The organism is Bradyrhizobium sp. C9, assembly GCF_002532045.1.
Lineage (GTDB): Bacteria > Pseudomonadota > Alphaproteobacteria > Rhizobiales > Xanthobacteraceae > Bradyrhizobium.
The window spans coordinates 583,839-603,709 of the sequence record NZ_NWTG01000002.1 but is presented as its reverse complement, the minus strand read 5'-3'; the positions used below and the strand labels follow the sequence as shown (position 1 = coordinate 603,709).

Sequence of the window (19,871 nt, the reverse complement as noted above, 5' to 3'; positions counted from 1 at the left end):
GCAACAACCTCATTCTGGCACACTGATGCCGTAGGGGGCCGTCCACCCCATCAGCCACAGCTGTTTGTGATTTAAGGGGCTGTGGCCGCAGCGGGTCGCCAAACCGGATTCGGTGGTTATGGGTCCCGGCCTTCGCCGGGACGACATTAAGGTTTTGGCAGGCTACGCTGCGATATGCCGCGCAGCCGCGAGGCCCGCGAGCGCTTCCTCCAGCTTCTCGCGGTCGAGCGGCTTGATCAGGAAGCCATCCATGCCGGCTTCGAAGCAGGCATAGCGATCCTCCACCAGTGTGTTGGCGGTCAACGCCAGGATCGGCGTCCGGCGTCCGGACCGACTGGCCAGCCCGCCGGCCTCGTGGGCGCGGATCTGCTTGGTGGTCTCGATGCCGTTGAGGCGCGGCATCTGGATATCCATCAGCACGAGATCGTAGGGCGTGCCGGCCGACGTCGCCGACAGCCAGGACTCCATCGCCTGCTCGCCATTGGTGGTGATGACCACGGTATGGCCGAGCCGGGCGAGCAGTGAGCGCATCAGGAGCGCGTTGATCTCATTGTCTTCCGCAACCAGGATCGACAGCCCCGGTGGCGCGGCCGCCGGCGCGGTGGGCGCGGACTCCGTGACCGTCTCGATCGCAAGGCTTGGCATTGCAGGGCTAGGCATCACGAGGCTTGGCGCGGCGATCTCGGGTGACGCGGTCAGGCGAGCGGCAAGCGACGACGCGCGTAGCGGCTTGACCAGGTAGCCGGTGAGCATGGTTGTCTCGGAGGCCGAAAGGTCCTGCCGCGTTGCGGGCGTGACCATCACGATGCGATGGGTTGCGTGGATGCGGGCAGCGTTGGCGAACGTCTCGATCGCCGGCGTGCCGAGCGTGTGATCGATCAGGACCGTGTGCCAGCTCCGTTCCGGCAGCAGTGCCTCGGCGACATTGGCATCCGACACGATGCAGGTCTGCGCGCCCCAGCGCTGCAGCCGCCGCGAGATCAGCGAAGCCTCGATGCTGTGCGGCGCGACCAGCATGATCGATTGGCCGGCGAGGTCGGGCGCTGTGAAGCCATTGGCCTCGGCGGTGTCGGCGGCGGTCAGCGGGATCGAGACCTCGAAGGTCGAGCCCGCGCCCGGCGTGCTCGCGAGTGAGATCCGGCCGCCCATGCGCTTGACGATGCGGTCGCTGATCGAGAGGCCGAGGCCGGTGCCGCCATAGCTGCGCGCGATGCGGTCGTCGGCCTGCTCGAATTCCCGGAAGATGCGCTGCTGCGCTTCCGGTGCGATGCCGATGCCGGTGTCGCGAACCAGGAAGCTGATCTCGTTCGGCCAGATGCCGGGCTCGACGATCAGCGCGACGCCGCCGGTCGCGGTGAACTTGATGGCGTTGCCGGCGAGATTGAGCAGCACCTGGCGCAGTCGCGCGGCATCGCCGGTGACCTGCATCGGCAGCCGCTCGTCGACATAGGCGGCGATCTCGATGCCTTTTGCCTGCGCGCGCGGCGCCAGCAATTCGGTGATGTCCTCGATCAGGCCGGACAGCGCAAAGGCGCGGTGTTCGAGATCGATCTTGCCGGCTTCGATCTTGGAATAGTCGAGCAGCTCCTCGATCAGCGCGAGCAGCGCGTCGCCGGAGGTCTTGACCGCCTTGACGTAGGTGGTCTGCTCCGGCGTCAGCTGGGTGTCCATCAGCAGCCCGCTCATGCCGATGATGCCGTTCAGGGGCGTGCGAATCTCGTGGCTCGCCATCGCGAGGAAGCGCGATTTGGCGCGGTTGGCGGCGTCGGCCTGATCGCGGGCTTCGGCCAGCGCGCGCTCGCTCTCGGTGCGGTCGGTGACATCGCGGCCGACGCTCTGCATCTCCGCCGGCGCGCCGGCATCGGTGCGCACAAGGCCCTCGCGCCAGGCGATCCAGCGCGGCCCGAGCGGTCCCTCGATCTTCTGGTCGTAGACCCGCGTGCCGTTGGATTCGAGCGCGGTGTCGCCCTGCTCGAGCACCTTGAGGTTAGCGGTGCTGCCGATCAATTCGCCGCGGGGGATCTGTGCCAGCTCGCAATAGGCGTCGTTGGCGTAGGTGATGAGGCCGTCGAGATCGCGCAGCACGATCAAATCGTCCTGCGCCTCGAACAGGGTGGAGGCGCGCTGTTCGGCCTCCTGCAGTTCCCAGTTGCGGTCGGCCATCGCCTCATTGTGCATGGCGATGGTGCGCAGGCGTCTGCGCATCAGCCGCAGCCGGATGCCGAGCGTCACGATCCAGAGACAGGCGAGTGCGAACAGGAAGCTGACGCCGATCGCGAATACATTGGGATCGTAGCCGCTCTGTTGCGAGAGGGCGCCGGAAATGAACCCGAAGGCGCCGCCGAATGCGACGGAAAAGATCGTGAAGGAACGGACGATCGTCGCGACCCAGGAATGGCGTCGCAGGAAGCGGCGAAGGCGTAACTTGATCCGGAAGAAACGCCCCATCAATGGTGGTCCTGAGCTAGAGCGTTTTCGAGCGAAGTGGATACCGGTTCGCGTGAAGAAAACGCGTCAAAACAAGAATCCAGAGCCCGCGTTCCGATTCAATCGGAACGAGATGGGCTCTAGTCCGATCTGGTGATGACGATGCATCGGCCACCTTGAAAAGTGCTTGAGGTTGGTGGCCGTTTCGCGCCGCCCTCGGAACAGGGTTAGCGGGGGGTTAACTCCGCCATTGCCTGGTCGACGAAACGTGCGCGCGGAGCGAGCGATGCGGCCTCAAAGCGGCGGTGTCCGCCACGGGCGCTGACGATCAGGGCCGCGGCATCGCGCGCCGAGAACGTCTTCGACTGCACATAGACGCGGTAGTCGAACGGACCGTCATGGGAAAGATAGATGATCGGACCGGTTGCGGTCGGCGCGCTGGAAATCCCGATCAGCTGCGGCACGGCGTTGCTTTCGCAGGCACCGGCCTCGGCATCGTCGATGTCGTCGATCACGGTGAAGTCAGCGGCCTCGGCGCTGTCGGCGACCCGGACCCGGACGGTGGCAAGGTTGGGGTCATCGGTGAAGCTGACGTGAAGCTGCGCCTGCCAGGGGACCGATGCGATCTGCATGGTGGCGCCGCCGACCTCGATGCAGGGCCGGGGGCCCGGCAGGATTTCAGCGCGGGCGATTACCGCGGCCACGGCAAGGGGGACCACCGAGGCCAAAACCTTCATACGCAACATGACACAACTCGCTCGACCCAAGCTTGCCGCGGATCGCGGTGCTTATGGTTTGCGGAGCGTAAATGAGAGTGGTTACCGTCACGTTGACGCGGATGGTTCCGGCATGAATCGGGACAGTGCTGCGGTTCGAGTCACGCCGCGCGCCTGAGATCGTCGGCCAATGCACGATAGGACAACGCTTCGGCGAGGTGCAGCCGGCCGATCGTATCAGCGCCGTCGAGGTCGGCGAGCGTGCGCGCCACCCGCAGCACGCGGTGATAGCCGCGCGCGGTGAGGTGCATGTTCTCGGCCGCCTCGCGGAGCAGCTTCTGGCCATGCGCGTCGGGCTGCGCGATGGTCTCGAGCAGCGCGCTCGGCGCTTCCGCGTTGGTGCGGACATGCGGCATGCCGGCCGCAGCAAAGCGCGCGAGCTGGATGTCGCGCGCGGCCGCGACGCGTGCGGCGACCTCGGCGGAGCCCTCCGCCGGCGGCGGCAGGATCAGATCCGCCGCGGTCACGGCCGGCACCTCGATCCGCAGGTCGATCCGATCCATCAGCGGCCCGGAGATCCGCATCTGGTAGTCGGCGGTGCAGCGGTCGAGCCGGCCGCGCTTGCAGGAATAGCCGGGCTCGTAGGCGTGGCCGCAGCGGCACGGATTCATCGCCGCGATCAGCATGAAGCGCGCCGGATAGGTGACGCGATGGTTGGCCCGGCTCACCGCGACCTCGCCGTTCTCCAGCGGCTGGCGCAGCGAATCCAGCACCCGCGGGTCGAACTCCGGCAATTCGTCGAGGAACAGCACGCCCTGGTGCGCGAGCGAGATCTCGCCCGGCTTGGCGCGCATGCCGCCACCGGTCAGCGCCGCCATGCTGGCGGAATGATGCGGGCTGCGGAACGGGCGCCGCGCGGTCAGCGCGCCGTCGCGGATCTCGCCGGCGACGGATGCGATCATCGAGACTTCGAGCAGTTCGGAGGGCGACAGCGGCGGCAGGATCGAAGGCAGCCGCGCCGCCAGCATCGATTTGCCGGCGCCGGGCGAGCCGATCATCAAGAGGTGATGTCCGCCGGCGGCGGCGATCTCGAGGGCGCGCTTTGCGCTCTCCTGGCCCTTGATGTCGCGCAGGTCGAACAGCGCTTGCTCGCGCGCCTCGTTTTGGTCTTGCACCTTCGGCTGCGGCCGCGACAGCAGCTGCGTGCCCTTGAAGTGATTGGCGATCTGGATCAGCGAGTGAGCTGCGATGATCTGGATGTCCGGGCTCGCCCAGGCGGCTTCCGAGCCGCAGGCGGCCGGACAGATCAGCCCCTCTTCGCGCGAATTGGCGCCGATCGCGGCGGGCAGTACGCCCGCAACGGCTGCAATCGAGCCGTCGAGCCCGAGTTCGCCGAGCACGGTGAAGCCGCTGAGCGCATCCGGCGGGATCGCCCCGATCGCCGCCATCAGGCCGAGCGCGATCGGCAGGTCGTAATGGCTGCCCTCCTTGGGCAGGTCGGCCGGCGCGAGGTTGACCGTGATGCGGCGGGCGGGAAGTGCGAGGCCGGAGGCGATCAGCGCCGAGCGCACCCGCTCGCGCGCCTCCGACACCGCCTTGTCGGGCAGGCCGACGATCGCGAACGCCGGCAATCCCGGCGCGACCTGGACCTGCACGTCGACCGCACGGGCCTCAATCCCCTCGAATGCGACGGTGGAAACCCGCTGGACCATGCTGCCCCTATCTTCCGCCACCCAAGGTAGCGGAGCAGGAAGTGATGTCAAGAACATTACAGGAACATCGGGGGATGGGCCGGTATTCGGGCAGGCGCAAACCACGCCGGGGCGGAGCTGACCAGTTCCTCGGGCCGATCCCTGCCCGGACTTAGATCGCGGGATGTGTGATTTGCTTCATTGCAATCTGTACGAGCGTGACCCTAACCTCTCAGCCTGAGGAGAGCCCGAACCTTCATTTCGAGCTTGGAAAATATTGTTCTTGGTCGCAGCGGTGCTGCTCCAGTCTCGGGCCTCCAACGCAAGAAATCAGACGATGGACGGCATCTGCGCCGGTCCAGAAATATTTCGCTGCCTGAAACGTTGCGCTGAGAGGACACCCATGGCCCAGACCGGAGTCTTCATATCGTACAATCATAAAGACAAGAAAATCGCAGAAGCGGTGGTGGAGTCGCTCGCCGGCCTATCGTCGAGTCTCGAGGTTTTCATCGATCGTGCCGGAATTGAGGGCGGCGACGATTACGAAGCCAAGATCTCCGAATCGATTCAGAAATCCCAGTGGTTCGTTTTCATCTGCAGCGGGGGAAACAAATCAGAAAAGGACATGAGCTGGTGCTTCTACGAAGCCGGCCAGTTCCGCGCCAAGCTCGAACGCGCAGATCAGAAAGAAGCGGTACGAGATCGAATTTGCTTCCTGTACGACGTCGATCGTCCGGATCAACTGTCCCGCTATCAAGGTTCCCTGGTTTCGATCCGCAATCGCAACGACGTACTTCTCAACATCGACGCCGACAATGACGACTCGCTCGCTTACGAAAACACGGAGCTATTCGACTTCTTCGAGAATCTGCTTACCAACTCGACGGGTATTTCCTTCCGTGGGATTGACGACCCCAATACGCGCAAAGCCATGAGGAATGGCGTGCGAAAAATCACACGGGCATTCGTTCAAAATGGAGCCAATGACTTCGTTGGCGAAGACGTTTTTCAACCACGCATCAGCTTCATGGTGCCGCCACCATCGCAAAGCGCGGAGGGATTGACCCCGACCACCGTGGTTACCGGGGAATTCAACGCGTTGCCCAACATCTTTACCATTGCTGGTACCTCGACGACCTGGGCCGACATCAAGGCGGTGGCTTCCGCGCGAAGCGGCAACGAAATGACCCCGCTTTGGATAAACGACATGGAGACAGCGGCAAAGGATCTCCTGCTCGGCAAAGTACCGACGCAGACAGATTTTCTTTGTCTGGGGAACGACGGCAAGTTCTATCGGCCCATCATCGCCAGAAACCTGAATTTCAGAAACGGAGCCAGGCGATGCTACGTTGCATTCATTCCGTCGCGGGATCGGCGCTTCAATCTGACGTTCAAGACATCGCTGCTCCTGAGCGCGCTGATCCTGTCGATACGCTTTCGCCAGCGCGTTCTGCCTCTGTCCGACGAACTCAACAAGAACCAGAAAGTCCCCGAAAAGAAAAAGGCCGAGGTCCTGCAGAAGCTTCAGCAGGAGATTGTCCTGGTTGAAGCCGAGGCTGAAGAATTCGGGCTCAATCCACCAAAGGACGAACATGACGACCCGCCCTTGCTTAATGGCTTTCGGGATGGGGCGGAAAAAGACTTCATGCGCGAGGAAATCGCGAAATGGTCAGCTACGAGAATGCTGATCTTCGACAAGATAAAGGAGGCGCAGACTCCCACCAAGGACACCACGTGGTCCGACGCCGCAGATGTCGTGATTGCTGGGTTCGTCGGCTTGAGGGCGATCAACAGCAGCTTCATCGACAAGCTTTGTAACGAGCTCCTTTGCGCGGAGAGAATAGAGGCGACCAAGGCGCTCCCGAATAATCCCGCTGCGTAAGGCAAGGCGGGAGCGTCCGGGCCAGCGCTTGGGGGCAACACTCGCCGCCCCCAAGCGCCCGCTCGTTACAACGTCATCTGCATCGGCTCGGGATAGTAGTGGAAGCCCTCGCCGGCCTTGGCGACGTGGCCGTAGCCCGGCCAGGCGAAGTGATAGGACATCACAGGCGTCTTGTTCGCGGCCAGCATCTCCAGCAGCTTGACCCGCGAGTTCGCCGCCTGCTTCGGATCGGTGTCGTAGGAGAACTCCATCCGCGGCCGCTCCAAGAGCAGCACCGCGTGATGCGAGAGATCGCCGAGGAAGGCAAAGGACTTGCCGCCCGAGCTCACCATGAAGATGGAGTGACCCACGGTGTGGCCGGGCGCTGCGATCGCCGTCACGCCGGGCAGGAATTCCTAGCCATCCTTGAAGAACACGATGCGGTCGCGCACCGGCAGCAGGTTCTTGCGGGCGTGCACGATAAAGTCCTTCAACGGACTGCCCATCTTGCCTTCGTCGGTCCAGAAATCGAGATCGCTCTGCGCGATATAGTACTGCGCATTCGGGAACAACGGCTTGTTGTCGGCATCGACAATGCCGCCGATATGATCGATATGCGCGTGCGACAGCACGACGGCATCGATGTCTCCCGGCTTGATACCGGCTTCCTGCATGCTCTTCTGTTGCCGCCCGGTGGTCGGGCCGAACGCCTTCGAGGTGCCCATGCCGGTATCGAACAGGATCAGCCGGTCGCCCATGTTGACGATCGGCGAGTTCTGTTCGAGCACGACATTGTCGGGCGAGAGGAAATTGTCGGAGAGCATCTTCTTCACTTCTTCCTTCGGCACGCCGGTGAAGGTGCCGGAGGGATCGCCGAGCGGAAGCGGGCCGTCGGAGACGACGGTCACTTCGGCATCGCCGAGAACGAAGCGGTGCCAATAGGGTGTCTGCGTGCCGAGCTTCGGCGCGCGTGCCTGTGCAGTGCTGCCGAGGAGTGTGCTGGCGCCGAGACCGGCACCGAGCGCGAGTAAGGATCGTCGTGAGACATTGAGCGTCATAACGTCTTCCTCCACAATTTTTATGATGTTTTCGCGTTGTCGCCCGCGTTGGCCCGCCGCTTGACCTGACGCAGGCAAGAGGATGCTGCCTTCGCCTGCGCAAGCTGGCAAGAAGAATAAGGCGAACGGGTGCGCGGTCGAACTCTGGTTAGAGTTCAACCTGCATGTGCAGCGCACAAGGGAGGAAGATTATTTCGCGGCGCGCTTCTTCTCGATGGTATCCCAGATCATCGCTGCGACATCCGGGCCGTTGAGCCGCTGAATGGCGCGGATACCGGTCGGCGAGGTGACGTTGATCTCGGTCAAATTGCCGTCGATCACGTCGATGCCGACGAACAGCAGGCCGCGTTCGCGCAGCGCAGGTCCAAGCGTCGCGCAGATTTCGCGCTCGCGATCCGAGAGCTCGGTCGCCTTGGCCGCGCCGCCGCGCACCATGTTGGAGCGCAGATCGTCCGCCGCCGGCACGCGGTTGACGGCGCCGGCGAATTCGCCGTCCACCAGGATGATGCGCTTGTCGCCGTGCTTCACCTCGGGGAGGAAGCGCTGGATCACCCAGGGCTCCCTGAAGGTGACCGAGAACATATCGAACAGCGAGCCGAAATTCATGTCCTGCGGCATCACGCGGAACACCGCGGCGCCGCCATGGCCGTGCAACGGCTTCATGACGACGGCGCCATGCTGGTCGCGGAACGCGTTGATCTCGTCGAGGTCGCGCGAGATCAGGGTCGGCGGCATCAGCTGCGGGAAATTCATCACGAACAGCTTTTCTGGCGCGTTGCGCACGCTGGCCGGATCGTTGACGACCAGCGTCTTCGGATGGATGCGTTCCAAGAAGTGCGTCGAGGTGATGTAGGCGAGGTCGAACGGCGGGTCCTGCCGCAGCAGCACGACGTCGAAGCCGTTGAGGGCCTCGGGTTTCGGCTCGCCCAGCGTGAAGTGATCGCCGACCTCGTCGCGCACGGTGAGCGGCTGCACTGGCGCCACCAGCTCCTCGCCACGCAGCGACAGTCTGTCGGGCGTGTAGTAGGAAATGCCGTGGCCGCGCTTCTGCGCCTCGAGCAGCAGAGCAAAGGTCGAATCGCCGCGGATGTTGATGCGCGCGATGGGATCCATCTGGACGGCGATCTTCAATTTCATAAGCGTGTCCCGCGAGGTCTGAGGTAACTTTAAGGGCTTGCGTCGAATGCCGCTAACAGATGGCGCGGCAGGCTCTTCGGCGCAATCAGCACGGCGTCGAATCTGAGATCAAATTCGGCATGTTCGGGATGCGCCATCAGCCAGGCCTTGGCGGCATTGACAATGCGCTGCTGCTGGCGCGGCGTCACCGCATAGGCGGCGTCGTCGAGGCTGGCACGGGCCTTGACCTCGACGAAGGCGAGCAGATTGCGCCGCCGCACCACCAGGTCGATCTCGCCATAGGGGGTGCGGAAGCGTCTTGCCAGGATGCGATAGCCCTTGGCGATCAGGAGGGCCGCGGCGCGGCTTTCGGCCGAGATGCCGGTGCGGAATGCGGCGACCCGTTCAGGGGACGCGCTGTCAGTCTTCGCCATCGGCGTCCCCGATGGTCTTCGCGAGCTCGAGGGCGCGGGCGTAGACCTCGCGGCGCGGCCGGCCCGACAGCTCGACCGCATGGGCCACCGCATCCTTGACGCTGCCGCGGGCGAGCTGCGCGCGCAGGAGGTCGTCGAGCGAATTCTCATCCATCACCCCGGCATCATCGGCCGGCGGCCCGATCACGAGCACGAACTCGCCGCGGGTCTCCAGCGCTTCCGCGCCTGCCGCAAGCTCGGCGACCGGCGCGCGCTTGACCTCCTCGTGCAGCTTGGTCAGCTCGCGGCAGATCGCCGCATCGCGTCCAGCCATGATCGTCGCGAGGTCGCGCAGCGTGTCCTGCACCCGATTGCCGGATTCGAACATCACGAGCGTCGAATCGATCCGCGCCAGCTCAGTGAGCCGCGCGCGGCGAGCGTGCTCCTTGGCCGGCAAGAATCCCTCGAAGAAGAAGCGGTCGGTCGGCAGCGCCGCAACCGACAGCGCCGTCAGCACCGACGACGGCCCGGGCACCGCGATAACGGCATGCCCGGCGGCGCAGACCTCGCGCACCAGCTTGAAGCCGGGATCCGAGATCAGCGGCGTGCCGGCGTCGGAAACCAGCGCGATCGCAGCGCCTTGTGCCAGCCGCTCGAGGATCTTGGGCCGGGCCTGGGCCGCATTATGCTCGTGGTAGAGCGCCAGCTCGGCGGTGATCGCGTAACGCTCGGTCAGCCGGCGCGTAATTCGGGTGTCCTCGCAGGCGATGACGTCGACACCGGCCAGCGTCTCCAGCGCGCGCAGGGTGATGTCGGCGAGGTTGCCGATCGGGGTCGCCACCAGATGCAGCCCGGGCCTGGCCTTCGGTGCAGTCAGCTGTTGGCCGCCGATCGAAAAGGTTTTGGCCGCAGCACCCGTCGTGGCGTCCGAATGGTGGAGGGAACTGGCTTTTGCGCGCATAATGGCAATCTAGAGCGTTTTCGAGCGAAGTGGATATAGGCTCTAGCGGGACGGCGGCGCTTGCGCCACATCCGCAAATGGCGGTGACGGAAGGCCGCCTGAGGGGAGGGAAATGGAGGCCGCGGGAAGGGCGCCGCGGGGCCATAATCCTTTTGTTTTAGTTAACTATTCGCCGACAATATGCCCAAATCCACCCGCCTCATCAGAGCTGGATGGAGTCCTGGCCGATCCTGGTCGGTCAAGAGAAGAGAGACGATGGCAGGCCCGCATCACCGCACGTTCCCGCCGTCGGGCACGACCCGGCGAACCGCGCTCGGTCTGCTCGTGGGCGCGCCGTTGCTGAGCGCCTGTTCCAGCGTCCAGCAGAGCTTGAGCCAGTTTTCCAGCCCGTTCGGCGGCAACCAGGAAGCCGGTCCAGCCGGCCCGCCGCAGCAGCCGCAGGCGGTCGGCACCGGGCAGGTCAAAATTGGATTGATTTTGCCGCTGTCGGCTTCCGGCAATGCCGGGCTCGCCGCGCAGTCGATGCGCAACGCCGCCGAAATGGCGCTCGCGGAATTTCAAAACCCGAACATCCAGCTCCTGATCAAGGACGATGGCGGCAGCCCGCAGGGTGCCGCGCAGGGCACCCAGCAGGCGCTGTCCGAAGGCGCCGAGATCATTCTGGGACCGTTGTTCGCAGGCTCGGTGCCGGCCACCGCGCAACTGACGCGGCCGCGCGGCACCTCGGTGATCGCATTCTCGACCGATTCGAGCGTCGCCGGCCACGGCGTCTATCTCCTGAGTTTCCTGCCGGAGTCCGACATCAATCGGATTGTCGACTATTCCGCCGGGATCGGAAAACGCTCGTTCGCCGCGATGGTGCCGGACAATGCCTATGGCAACGTGGTCGAGGCCGCGTTCAAGCAGGCGGTCGGCCGCAAGAACGGCCGCGTCGTCGCCTTCGAGAAATACGGCGCCGACCGTGCGACGCCGGCGCGGACCGTGGCCCAGGCGCTCGGCCAAGCCGATGCGCTGCTGCTTGCCGACGACGGCGATTCGGTGGTCGCGACCGCCGATGCGCTGACCGCGGCGGGTGCCAATCTGCGTAACATCCAGTTGCTCGGCACCGGACTGTGGGACAATCCGCGGGTGTTCGCGAGCCCGGTCCTGCAAGGCGGCCTCTACGCCGCGCCCGATCCGTCCGGCTTCCGCGGCTTCGCCGGCCGCTATCGCGCCAAGTTCGGCGGCGAGCCGGTGCGCACCGCAACGCTTGCCTATGACGCTGTCGCACTGATGGCGGCGCTGGCACGCACCCAGGGCGCGCAACGCTTCGCGCCGGAGACGCTGACCAACCCGTCCGGCTTTGCCGGCATCGACGGCCTGTTCCGCTTCCGGTCCGACGGCACCAACGAGCGCGGCCTTGCGGTCATGAAGGTGGCCTCGGGCGGCGGCACGGCGGTTGCGGGTTCGCCGAAGAGTTTTGGCGCCTAGTTTTCGTCAGGCGGTCGAGCTGCCTTGCCGAACACCGGCACCCGCCGGCTACTTTGAATGGGGTTGTTTTCGATATTTAGGCGGCGAGATCCGCAACGACCGCGTCGAGCACCGGGAATCCCGACTTGGTCACGCGCAGCCGTCCATCGGCATCGACGGCGATGGCGCCTTCCTCGCGCAGCATCGCGATCCGGTGCGGATCGAGCTTGCGGCCGGAGAGCTTCGCATAGCGCGTGGGATCGATGCCTTCGGCAAGCCGCAGCCCCATCAGGAGAAATTCGTCGGCGCGCTCTTCGCTGTTGAGGCTGTCATCGGTGATGACGCCATGGCCGCGTTCCTCGACGTTCAACAGCCAGGCCTCGGGGCGCCGCTCGGTCGCGGTCGCGTGCCTGACACCATCGATGTCGAGCCGGCCATGCGCGCCGGGGCCGATGCCGGCATATTCCTCGCCGCGCCAATAGACGAGGTTGTGCTTGCACTCGGCGCCGGCGCGGGCGTGGTTGGAGATCTCGTAGGCCGGCAGTCCCTCGCGGGCGCAGACCTCCTGCGTCACGTCGTAGAGCGCGCGCGCGGTCGCTTCATCCGGGGTCTGCAATTTGCCGGCGGCATGCAATCCGAAGAACGGCGTGCCTTCCTCGATCGTGAGCTGATAGAGCGACAGGTGTTCGGCCGCTTCCGAGATCGCCTGCTTCAATTCGTCCGCCCACATCTGCGGCGTCTGGTCGGGCCGGGCGTAGATCAGGTCGAACGAGTAACGGTCGAACGCGCTTCGTGCGATCGCAACCGCGTCGAGCGCCTCGCGCGCGGTGTGCAGGCGTCCCAATGCCTTCAGCGACGCATCGTCCAGCGCCTGCACGCCGAGCGAAACACGATTGACGCCGGCCGCGCGATAGCCGCGGAAGCGCGTCGCCTCGACGCTGGTCGGATTGGCCTCGAGCGTGACCTCGACGTCGCGCGCCACCTGCCAATGCTTGCCGATCGCGTCGAGCACGGCGCCGACGGTCTGCGGTTGCATCAGCGACGGCGTGCCGCCGCCGAGGAAGATCGAGGACACTTCGCGTCCCGGCACCCGCGCGGCCGTGGTCTCGATCTCGCGGGCGAACGCGCGCACGAAGCGTGTCTCGTCGATCGGCGCATGCCGGACGTGGCTGTTGAAATCGCAATACGGGCATTTCGACAGGCAGAACGGCCAGTGCACGTAGACGCCGAAAGCTTCTCGTTCAGCGTGGCTCAAGGCAGATCTCCGCGAGCTTCACGAAGGCGCGGGCGCGATGCGACAGGCCGAGTCCGAGCGGCGGCAGGCCGTGCTTCTCGATGCTGCTCATCTCGCCAAAGGTCCGTGTGTAACCGTCGGGCAGGAACGCCGGATCATAGCCGAATCCGGCGGTGCCGCGCGGCGGCCAGACCAGGGTTCCGTCGGCGCGGGCCTCGACCTCTTCGAGGTGATCGTCCGGCCAGGCCACGCACAACGCCGAGACGAAGTGCGCCTTGCGCTGCTCCGGCGCGGTGGCGCCGCGCTCCTGCAGCAGGCGTTCGATCCGCGTCATCGCCGCCATGAAATCCTTGCCTTCGCCGGCCCAGCGCGCCGAGTAGATTCCGGGCGCGCCGTCGAGCGCGTCGACCGCGAGGCCGGAATCGTCGGCGAAGGCCGGCAGTCCCGTCGCCTTCGCCGCCGCGATGGCCTTGATCGCGGCGTTGGCCTGGAAGCTGTCACCGGTCTCCTCGGGCTCGGCGAGACCGAGCTCGCCGGCCGACACCGCCTCGACGCCGTGCGGCGCCAGCAGTTCCCGCATCTCGGCAAGCTTGCCGGGATTATGGGTGGCGATGACGAGCCTTCCGGTGATTCGGCGATGCATGGCCAATCTGACTACGCCACCGCGATCTTTTGCAAGTCGACCAGACGCGCGACACCTTTGCGCGCCAGTGCCATCAGCGCCAGGAACTCGTCCTGCGAAAACGGCGTCTTCTCGGCGGTGCCCTGCACCTCGATGATGCGGCCGTCGCCAGTCATCACGAAATTGGCGTCGGTGTCGGCCTCGGAATCCTCGGCATAGTCGAGATCGAGCACCGGCGTGCCCTGATAGATGCCGCAGGAGATCGCCGCCACGTTGTCGCGCAGCACGTTGGCCTTCAGCATGTTGCGGGTCTTCATCCAGTTGATGCAGTCGGCCAGCGCCACCCAGGCACCGGTGATCGAGGCGGTGCGGGTGCCGCCGTCGGCCTGGATGACGTCGCAATCGACCGTGATCTGGCGTTCGCCGAGCGCCTCGAGGTCGACGGCGGCGCGCAGCGAGCGGCCGATCAGCCGCTGGATCTCGACCGTGCGGCCGCCCTGCTTGCCGGCCGAGGCCTCGCGGCGGGTGCGTTCCAGGGTGGCGCGTGGCAGCATGCCGTATTCGGCGGTGACCCAGCCGCGGCCCTGGCCCTTCAGCCACGGCGGTAACCGCTCTTCCAGCGTGGCGGTCACCAGCACATGGGTGTCGCCGAACTTCACCATGCAGGAACCCTCGGCATATTTGACGACGCCGCGTTCCAGCGACACGGGACGCAGTTCATCGGGCGCACGGCGGCTTGGCCGCATTGGAAATCCTCCAGAATTCCGAGAGATAGGGTTGGGCGTGCTTGTAGGAGGGGGAAGCGGCAGCGGCAAGGGTTTTGGCAAGGGGGTGGCAAGGGTTTTGGCCGCGGAATGGCCCGGGTGCCAGGGGACCGAATGGATGCTTGTCACCGGCCTCCGGGAGCGACAAATTAGACAGCAATTGTGAAGGACTGGAGTGTGACGCACCACGATCCGATAGGCCTGATCGCCCCGCATGCCGGGCTCGCCCAGCTCAACGAGCGGTCGCGCGACATTTTTCGTCAAATCGTCGAAAGCTATCTTGCGACCGGCGAGCCGGTCGGTTCGCGCAACATCTCGCGCCTGATCGCATTACCGCTGTCGCCGGCCTCGGTCCGCAATGTGATGTCGGATCTCGAGCAGCTCGGCCTGATCTATGCGCCGCACACCTCGGCCGGACGGCTGCCGACCGAACTCGGCCTGCGTTTCTTCGTCGACGCCCTGATGCAGGTCGGCGACCTCACCGAGGCCGAGCGGCAATCGATCCAGACCCAGCTCGCGGCGGTCGATCGTGCGCAATCGGTCGAGGCAGCGCTTGGCGAAGCGTTGACGCGGCTGTCGGGGCTGACCCGCGCCGCAGCGGTGGTGCTGACGCAGAAGTCGAATGCGCGGCTGAAGCACATCGAATTCGTGCGGCTGGAGCCCGAGAAAGCGCTGGTCGTGCTGGTCGGCGAAGACGGCCAGGTCGAAAACCGGGTGCTGGCGCTGCCGCCGGGCGTGCCGTCCTCGGCCCTGACGGAGGCGACCAATTTCCTCAATGCGCGGATCCGTGGCCGGACACTCGCCGAAGCGCGGCTCGAGCTCGAGACGGCATTGACGCAGAACCGCGCCGAGCTCGATCAGCTCACACAGAAGGTCGTCGCGGCCGGCATCGCGAGCTGGTCCGGCGGCGCAAACGAGGACCGCCAGCTGATCGTGCGCGGTCACGCCAATCTGCTCGAGGATCTGCATGCGCTGGACGACCTCGAGCGCATCAAGTCGCTGTTCGACGATCTCGAGACCAAGCGCGGTGTGATCGATCTGCTCGGCCGCGCCGAGCGCGGCGAGGGTGTGCGGATCTTCATCGGCTCGGAGAACAAGCTGTTCTCGCTGTCGGGTTCCTCGACCATCATCGCGCCCTATGGCGACGCCCAGGGTCGGATAGTCGGCGTGCTCGGCGTGATCGGACCGACGCGGCTGAACTATGCGCGGGTGATCCCGACCGTGGATTATGCCGCGCGCATCGTCAGCAAGATGCTGGGTGGCTAAGCGCAGCGAAATTCGGTTTCATTTGACCGATATGTTGACGCGAAGTGGAGGTGCGCTGGCCCTAAACGGTATGTTGCGCTTGATTTTCGCCGCTCAAAGCACGATATCCCGGGCAGCAATCCCCAAGATTTGAACCGACGCGAGTTTTCGAGAAGGCAAGCCATGACCGATCCGAACCGGGCCAATGACAACACCGAGAATTCGGCGCCGACGGGTGAACCCGTGGTCTCGAAGCCCTACATCATGCCTGACGATCCCGAGGTGGGGTCGGCCGAGGCGCTGACCAAGGAACTCGCCGAGGCGAAGGATCGCACGCTGCGCACGCTGGCCGAGATGGAGAACCTCCGCCAGCGCACCCGCCGCGAGGTTGCCGACGCCAAAACCTATGGCATCACCGGCTTCGCCCGCGACGTGCTCGATATCGCCGACAATCTGCAGCGCGCGATCGATGCCGTGCCGGCCGAAACCAAGGAATCCGCCGATCCCGGCCTGAAGGCGCTGATCGAAGGCGTCGAGCTGACCGAGCGGTCGCTGCTCAACGCGCTGGAGAAGAACGGCGTCAAGAAGTTCGATCCGATCGGCGAGAAGTTCGATCCGAACTTCCAGCAGGCGATGTTCGAGGTGCCGGACACCTCGGTGCCGTCGGGCACGGTGGTGCAGGTCGTGCAGGCCGGCTACATGATCGGCGAGCGCATCCTGCGTCCGGCGCTGGTCGGCGTCTCCAAGGGCGGCGCCAAGGCGGCACCGAGCGCCGACATCACGGTCTGATCGCTGCGACGCCGGCCCTGAGGCGGCTGCTGTCGGTTCACGGCAGCGGCTTCTCATGCGCTTTCGGCCAATAGGTGCCGAAGCTCCAGAGATTTCCTTCCGGGTCACGGCAGGCGAAATCGCGGCTGCCATAGTCGGTGTCACGGAGTTCCATTTCGATCGTGGCACCCGCCGCGCAGGCCTTTGCATGCAGGGCGTCCGGATCGTCGACCGCGATGTAGATTGAATCGGTGCGGCGGCCGGCGGCATCGCCGACCAGCCTGCCATAGGCATCGTCGCGGCCCTGGCCCAGCATCAGCATCGAGGAACCGTAGGCGAGCTCGGCGTGGTGGATCATGCCACCGTCGCGGTAGACCACTTGCTCGGTGAATCCGATCACGGTCTTGAGCCAGACGATCATCGCCTCGGCGTCCTTGCAGCGCAGCGTCGGGTAGATGCGGGGCGGTTCGATGTCGTGTGTCATGGTGGCTCACCTGCTTGGCTGATGGCGCCACTCTGCACGAGGCAATCCGGTTTCGGCTTGAAGGTTTGTTACCAGTCGGCCAGCAGCTCGCCGGAATGCGAGAGCCGGCTGTCGGTCAGCGTCAGGCGACGCGCCCAGGCGGTCGGTGATTCCCCGGCAAACTCGACGAACTCGCGCGCGAGATGGGCTTGATCGGCGTAGCCGCTCTCCGCAGCGATCGCGGCCCAGCCGTCGGCTGTGCCAGCCTGCGCAAGCCGGCAAGCCCGGTGAAAGCGCATCATGCGCGCCACCGCCTTGGGCGCGAGGCCAAGCTCTGAGCGAAACCGGCCGGCGAGGTGTTTGCGGCTCCAACCGATCTCCGAAGCGATCGCCGTGATCCTGGCGGTGCCGCCCGACCGCGCCAACATTCGATAAGCGAACGCGACTTCGTCAGACGGTCCGCGGCCGAGGCGGCGAAGCACGAAATCCTCGATCAGGTCGAAGCGGCGCCGCCAGCACGGTACGGCGCCGATCTGCTCGCGCAGCCGCCGCCCATCGCGGCCCAGCACATCGCCAAGATCGACCATGCGACCGGTGAGCTCGGCAATGGCGCCGCCGAAGAAGCGATAGGCGCCGAGCGGCGTGAAATCCACCTGCACGGATTCGGCGCAGCCGTCGGACTCGATGTTGACGGGGCCGGCGTGCAGTCCGGCCGTGAAGCTGAGCTGACGGTCGGATGGTCCAGGCTGACGCGCGAGCGCGATCAGATAGGGCGAGCCGAAGCTGATGATCAACGGCACGATCAGCGGAGCGGTCTGGCGGTGGAAGAAGCGGCCCGCCGCCGTCTCGCGGTAGCCGGTCATCCCGACAATCAGGCCTGCCATGCGCGGCGACGGCGGGCGCCGCGCGAAGTCGAATGCGACGGGGGCCTCGAGCTCGGCCATGCGGCTCTCGCGCGGAATGCCTACGCGATATCCGACGACTGGATCCGCTTGACGCCGGCCTTGTCCATGTCGGTCCAGGCCTTGGCCAGCGATCCCTGCGTGTCGATGCCGCGGCAGGCGTCCTCCACGACATAGGTTTCGAAGCCGGCCTTGCGCGCATCGAGCGCGGTCCATGCCACGCAGAAATCGGTGGCGAGCCCGGCCACGAAGACCCGCGCGACATTGCGCGCCTTCAGATAGGCGGCGAGCCCGGTGGTGGTCTTGCCGTCGGCTTCGGTGAAGGCGGAGTAGCTGTCGACGTCCTTGTGAAAACCCTTGCGGATGATCAGCTCGGCCTGCGGGATCGCGAGTTCCTTCGACAGCGAGGCGCCGTCGGTGCCCTGCACGCAGTGGTCCGGCCACAGCACCTGCTTGCCGTAGGCGAGGTCGATGGTCTCGAACGGCTTCTTGCCGGCATGGACCGAGGCAAACGAGACGTGTCCGGGCGTGTGCCAGTCCTGCGTCATCACCACATTGGCAAAGCTCTTGGCGATCTTGTTGATGACCGGCACCACCTGCTCGCCGTCCTTCACCGCGAGACTGCCGCCGGGCAGGAAGCAGTTCTGGACGTCGATCACGAGCAGCGCGGAGCCATCGTCGGGCTTGATCGCAGCCGCCCAGAGACTTTTGGGAACCAGGGTCGCAAGCGCCAACGTGCCGAGGCCTGCAACTATCTGTCGTCGATCCAACATCGCGCCCCTCCTCGCTTTGATACCGCGCGAGGAGGCTAGTTCCGTTCGGCGAACGACGAAAGTGGGATTTTTCCGACCGGCCTTGCGAAGGGCCGATCAGCCGCGCGGCTGGATGCCGTCGCGGACCGCGCGGAAGCGCGGGAAAGCAGTCTCCCAATCCGTACGCGGCGAGCTGCCGATGATGCGCAGCGATGTCTGCGCGCCGAACCGCAGCCACTGCACGATGGTCACCGGGGTGTTGTCCTTGCCGCTGACGGCGTCGATTCGGGTCTCGTAGCCGGGCTGGCCTTCGATCCGGATCGGCTCGGACATGGTGATCCGCCCGTCGCGCACGCCGGGGATCGTGGTGGCGATCTGCTGGGCAAAGCGGCCGCGATCGTCGGGCGTGGCCGGCGCCGAAGCGATGATGCCGAGCAGCATGAAGGGCTTGGTCTCAAGGCCCTTGTCGTCGCCGTCGGCCATCAGCAGCGCTGCGCCCGGCGCCAGCATGCGGATGTTCTTGAAGCTGCTGAGTTCGGTGACCTTGAACGGCATCATGCCGAGCTGCTCGTCGACCGGCACCTCCTTGCGGATTTCGGCCGAGGCGAACATCTGCCGGACGGCGTCGTCGGTGTAGATCTTGCTCGCGTTTTCCGGCACCTGCACCGCGACATAGCCGGAGAAGGTCGGCCCCGGCAGGATCATGGAGTAGCGCCGCACATTGCTGGCGCCGTCGCGGGCGCTCTCCACGGTGTAGTAGGCGAGGCCGGCCGGCGTCTCGAGGCTCTCGGGCTTGATGTTTCCGGTGCCGGCGGGGTTGGCCTTGAAGGCGGTCACGACCTCGTTGTAGGCGTCCGCGGGCAGGTCGGCGATTAGGACCTTGACGCCCTGGTCCTCGGTCTCGAAGCCGATGAAGGATTTGGCGCGGACGAGGCCCACCAGCGGTTTCATCCCGACATGCGCGCCCGGCGGAAACACCACGTCGGCGGCATGGCCACGACAGGTGGCAGCAATCAGCAAGGCAACCGCAACGAGAACTCGAAAAGGCGTCATGGGGGATCTACCGGTTTTGCTTGGTGGCCGCGCAACGGGGCCGGTGCAGGGCTGGATGGCCTCTTTCAGTCGGACCGCTTTTAGCGGTTTTGATGGCCCTGCAACAGGCCGCCAAATCTCCGCCCCTAGCCAGCCGGCTCGATTCCATGGGCTTTTCGCCTTGATTGGCCGGCACTTTCCAGTTTCCCGACGTTTCCAGGAACGCTCACCTGCGGGCCGCCAGCGGCCAAACAGCGCGCCCTCGACCCGTGCGCCGCTCTCGCATACGACGTTTGTGAGCGTTCACTCAACAGCGCTGACGTCGCGCCATTGATGTCGCGGTCGACGACGGGCGGCATCATTGCCGATTTGTTAACTTGGTCTGGGCTTGAACCGG

The 19,871-nt window shown here is 65.3% G+C and carries 17 protein-coding genes and 1 pseudogene; 4 read left to right on the top strand and 14 right to left on the bottom strand.

From position 1 onward, the window contains the following. Positions 1-162 precede the first annotated feature (162 nt). From CO675_RS07710 to CO675_RS07700, 3 genes are all read right to left on the bottom strand, one after another. Positions 163-2,448: a PAS domain-containing hybrid sensor histidine kinase/response regulator gene (locus CO675_RS07710; protein WP_097671393.1), complete on the bottom strand. Its 2,286-nt coding sequence runs from the start codon at positions 2,446-2,448 to the stop codon at positions 163-165. Between the two features lie 206 nt (positions 2,449-2,654). Beyond that, positions 2,655-3,173: a hypothetical protein gene (locus CO675_RS07705; protein WP_198964525.1), complete on the bottom strand. Its 519-nt coding sequence runs from the start codon at positions 3,171-3,173 to the stop codon at positions 2,655-2,657. Positions 3,174-3,304: 131 nt separating this feature from the next. Continuing rightward, entirely contained in the window at positions 3,305-4,855 is a 1,551-nt protein-coding gene (locus CO675_RS07700) for a YifB family Mg chelatase-like AAA ATPase (protein ID WP_097671392.1), read from the bottom strand. A 382-nt stretch (positions 4,856-5,237) separates the two neighbouring features. Between CO675_RS07700 and CO675_RS07695 the strand changes: the two genes are divergently transcribed. Next, positions 5,238-6,716 carry a toll/interleukin-1 receptor domain-containing protein gene (locus CO675_RS07695; RefSeq protein WP_158231196.1) on the top strand — a complete coding sequence of 493 codons (1,479 nt, stop codon included), beginning with the start codon at positions 5,238-5,240 and terminating at the stop codon, positions 6,714-6,716. A gap of 65 nt (positions 6,717-6,781) precedes the next feature. Here CO675_RS07695 and CO675_RS07690 read toward each other — a convergent pair. The 4 genes and pseudogenes from CO675_RS07690 to rsmI all read right to left on the bottom strand — a co-directional run bounded on the left by CO675_RS07690 (position 6,782) and on the right by rsmI (position 10,243). Then, positions 6,782-7,753: pseudogene (locus CO675_RS07690) on the bottom strand (MBL fold metallo-hydrolase). Between the two features lie 189 nt (positions 7,754-7,942). Next, the gene (gene gshB, locus CO675_RS07685; RefSeq protein WP_097671390.1) at positions 7,943-8,890 is read right to left on the bottom strand and encodes a glutathione synthase; all 948 of its coding nucleotides are present in this window, start codon (positions 8,888-8,890) and stop codon (positions 7,943-7,945) included. Positions 8,891-8,919: 29 nt separating this feature from the next. Beyond that, a complete protein-coding gene (locus tag CO675_RS07680) occupies positions 8,920-9,303 on the bottom strand; it encodes a YraN family protein (protein WP_097671389.1) in 384 nt (127 codons plus the stop codon). Then, a complete protein-coding gene (gene rsmI / locus CO675_RS07675; RefSeq protein WP_097671388.1) occupies positions 9,290-10,243 on the bottom strand; it encodes a 16S rRNA (cytidine(1402)-2'-O)-methyltransferase in 954 nt (317 codons plus the stop codon). The genes CO675_RS07680 and rsmI overlap by 14 nt, the downstream gene beginning before the upstream one ends. Before the next feature lie 255 nt (positions 10,244-10,498). Between rsmI and CO675_RS07670 the strand changes: the two genes are divergently transcribed. Next, positions 10,499-11,713 (top strand): penicillin-binding protein activator, encoded by a 1,215-nt coding sequence (locus CO675_RS07670; protein WP_097671387.1) that lies wholly within the window; start codon positions 10,499-10,501, stop codon positions 11,711-11,713. Positions 11,714-11,789: 76 nt separating this feature from the next. Here the strand turns inward: CO675_RS07670 and hemW are convergent, their stop codons facing one another. The 3 genes from hemW to rph are packed head-to-tail and all read right to left on the bottom strand — an operon-like array spanning position 11,790 to position 14,294. Then, complete coding sequence (hemW, locus tag CO675_RS07665) at positions 11,790-12,947, bottom strand: radical SAM family heme chaperone HemW (RefSeq protein ID WP_097671386.1); 1,158 nt, start codon at positions 12,945-12,947, stop codon at positions 11,790-11,792. Beyond that, complete coding sequence (gene rdgB, locus CO675_RS07660; RefSeq protein ID WP_097671385.1) at positions 12,934-13,569, bottom strand: RdgB/HAM1 family non-canonical purine NTP pyrophosphatase; 636 nt, start codon at positions 13,567-13,569, stop codon at positions 12,934-12,936. The genes hemW and rdgB overlap by 14 nt, the downstream gene beginning before the upstream one ends. Positions 13,570-13,580: 11 nt before the next feature. Beyond that, a complete protein-coding gene (gene rph, locus CO675_RS07655) occupies positions 13,581-14,294 on the bottom strand; it encodes a ribonuclease PH (protein ID WP_097671384.1) in 714 nt (237 codons plus the stop codon). A 195-nt stretch (positions 14,295-14,489) separates the two neighbouring features. On the opposite strand from rph, the gene hrcA reads away from it, so the two are divergent. Together hrcA and grpE are read left to right on the top strand one after the other, a co-directional pair. Further along, the gene (hrcA, locus tag CO675_RS07650; RefSeq protein WP_092120971.1) at positions 14,490-15,578 is read left to right on the top strand and encodes a heat-inducible transcriptional repressor HrcA; all 1,089 of its coding nucleotides are present in this window, start codon (positions 14,490-14,492) and stop codon (positions 15,576-15,578) included. 162 nt (positions 15,579-15,740) lie between these two features. Next, positions 15,741-16,346, top strand: coding sequence for a nucleotide exchange factor GrpE (gene grpE, locus CO675_RS07645; RefSeq protein WP_097671383.1), 606 nt, complete (start codon positions 15,741-15,743; stop codon positions 16,344-16,346). Between the two features lie 37 nt (positions 16,347-16,383). Here grpE and CO675_RS07640 read toward each other — a convergent pair whose 3' ends face one another. The 4 genes from CO675_RS07640 to CO675_RS07625 form a co-directional block, all read right to left on the bottom strand. Beyond that, positions 16,384-16,809, bottom strand: coding sequence for a VOC family protein (locus CO675_RS07640; RefSeq protein WP_097671382.1), 426 nt, complete (start codon positions 16,807-16,809; stop codon positions 16,384-16,386). 68 nt (positions 16,810-16,877) lie between these two features. After that, positions 16,878-17,732: an AraC family transcriptional regulator gene (locus CO675_RS07635; RefSeq protein WP_097671381.1), complete on the bottom strand. Its 855-nt coding sequence runs from the start codon at positions 17,730-17,732 to the stop codon at positions 16,878-16,880. Between the two features lie 20 nt (positions 17,733-17,752). Next, positions 17,753-18,463: a bifunctional nicotinamidase/pyrazinamidase gene (gene pncA / locus CO675_RS07630; protein WP_097671380.1), complete on the bottom strand. Its 711-nt coding sequence runs from the start codon at positions 18,461-18,463 to the stop codon at positions 17,753-17,755. 96 nt (positions 18,464-18,559) lie between these two features. Beyond that, entirely contained in the window at positions 18,560-19,495 is a 936-nt protein-coding gene (locus tag CO675_RS07625; RefSeq protein WP_097671379.1) for a hypothetical protein, read from the bottom strand. Positions 19,496-19,871 lie beyond the last annotated feature (376 nt).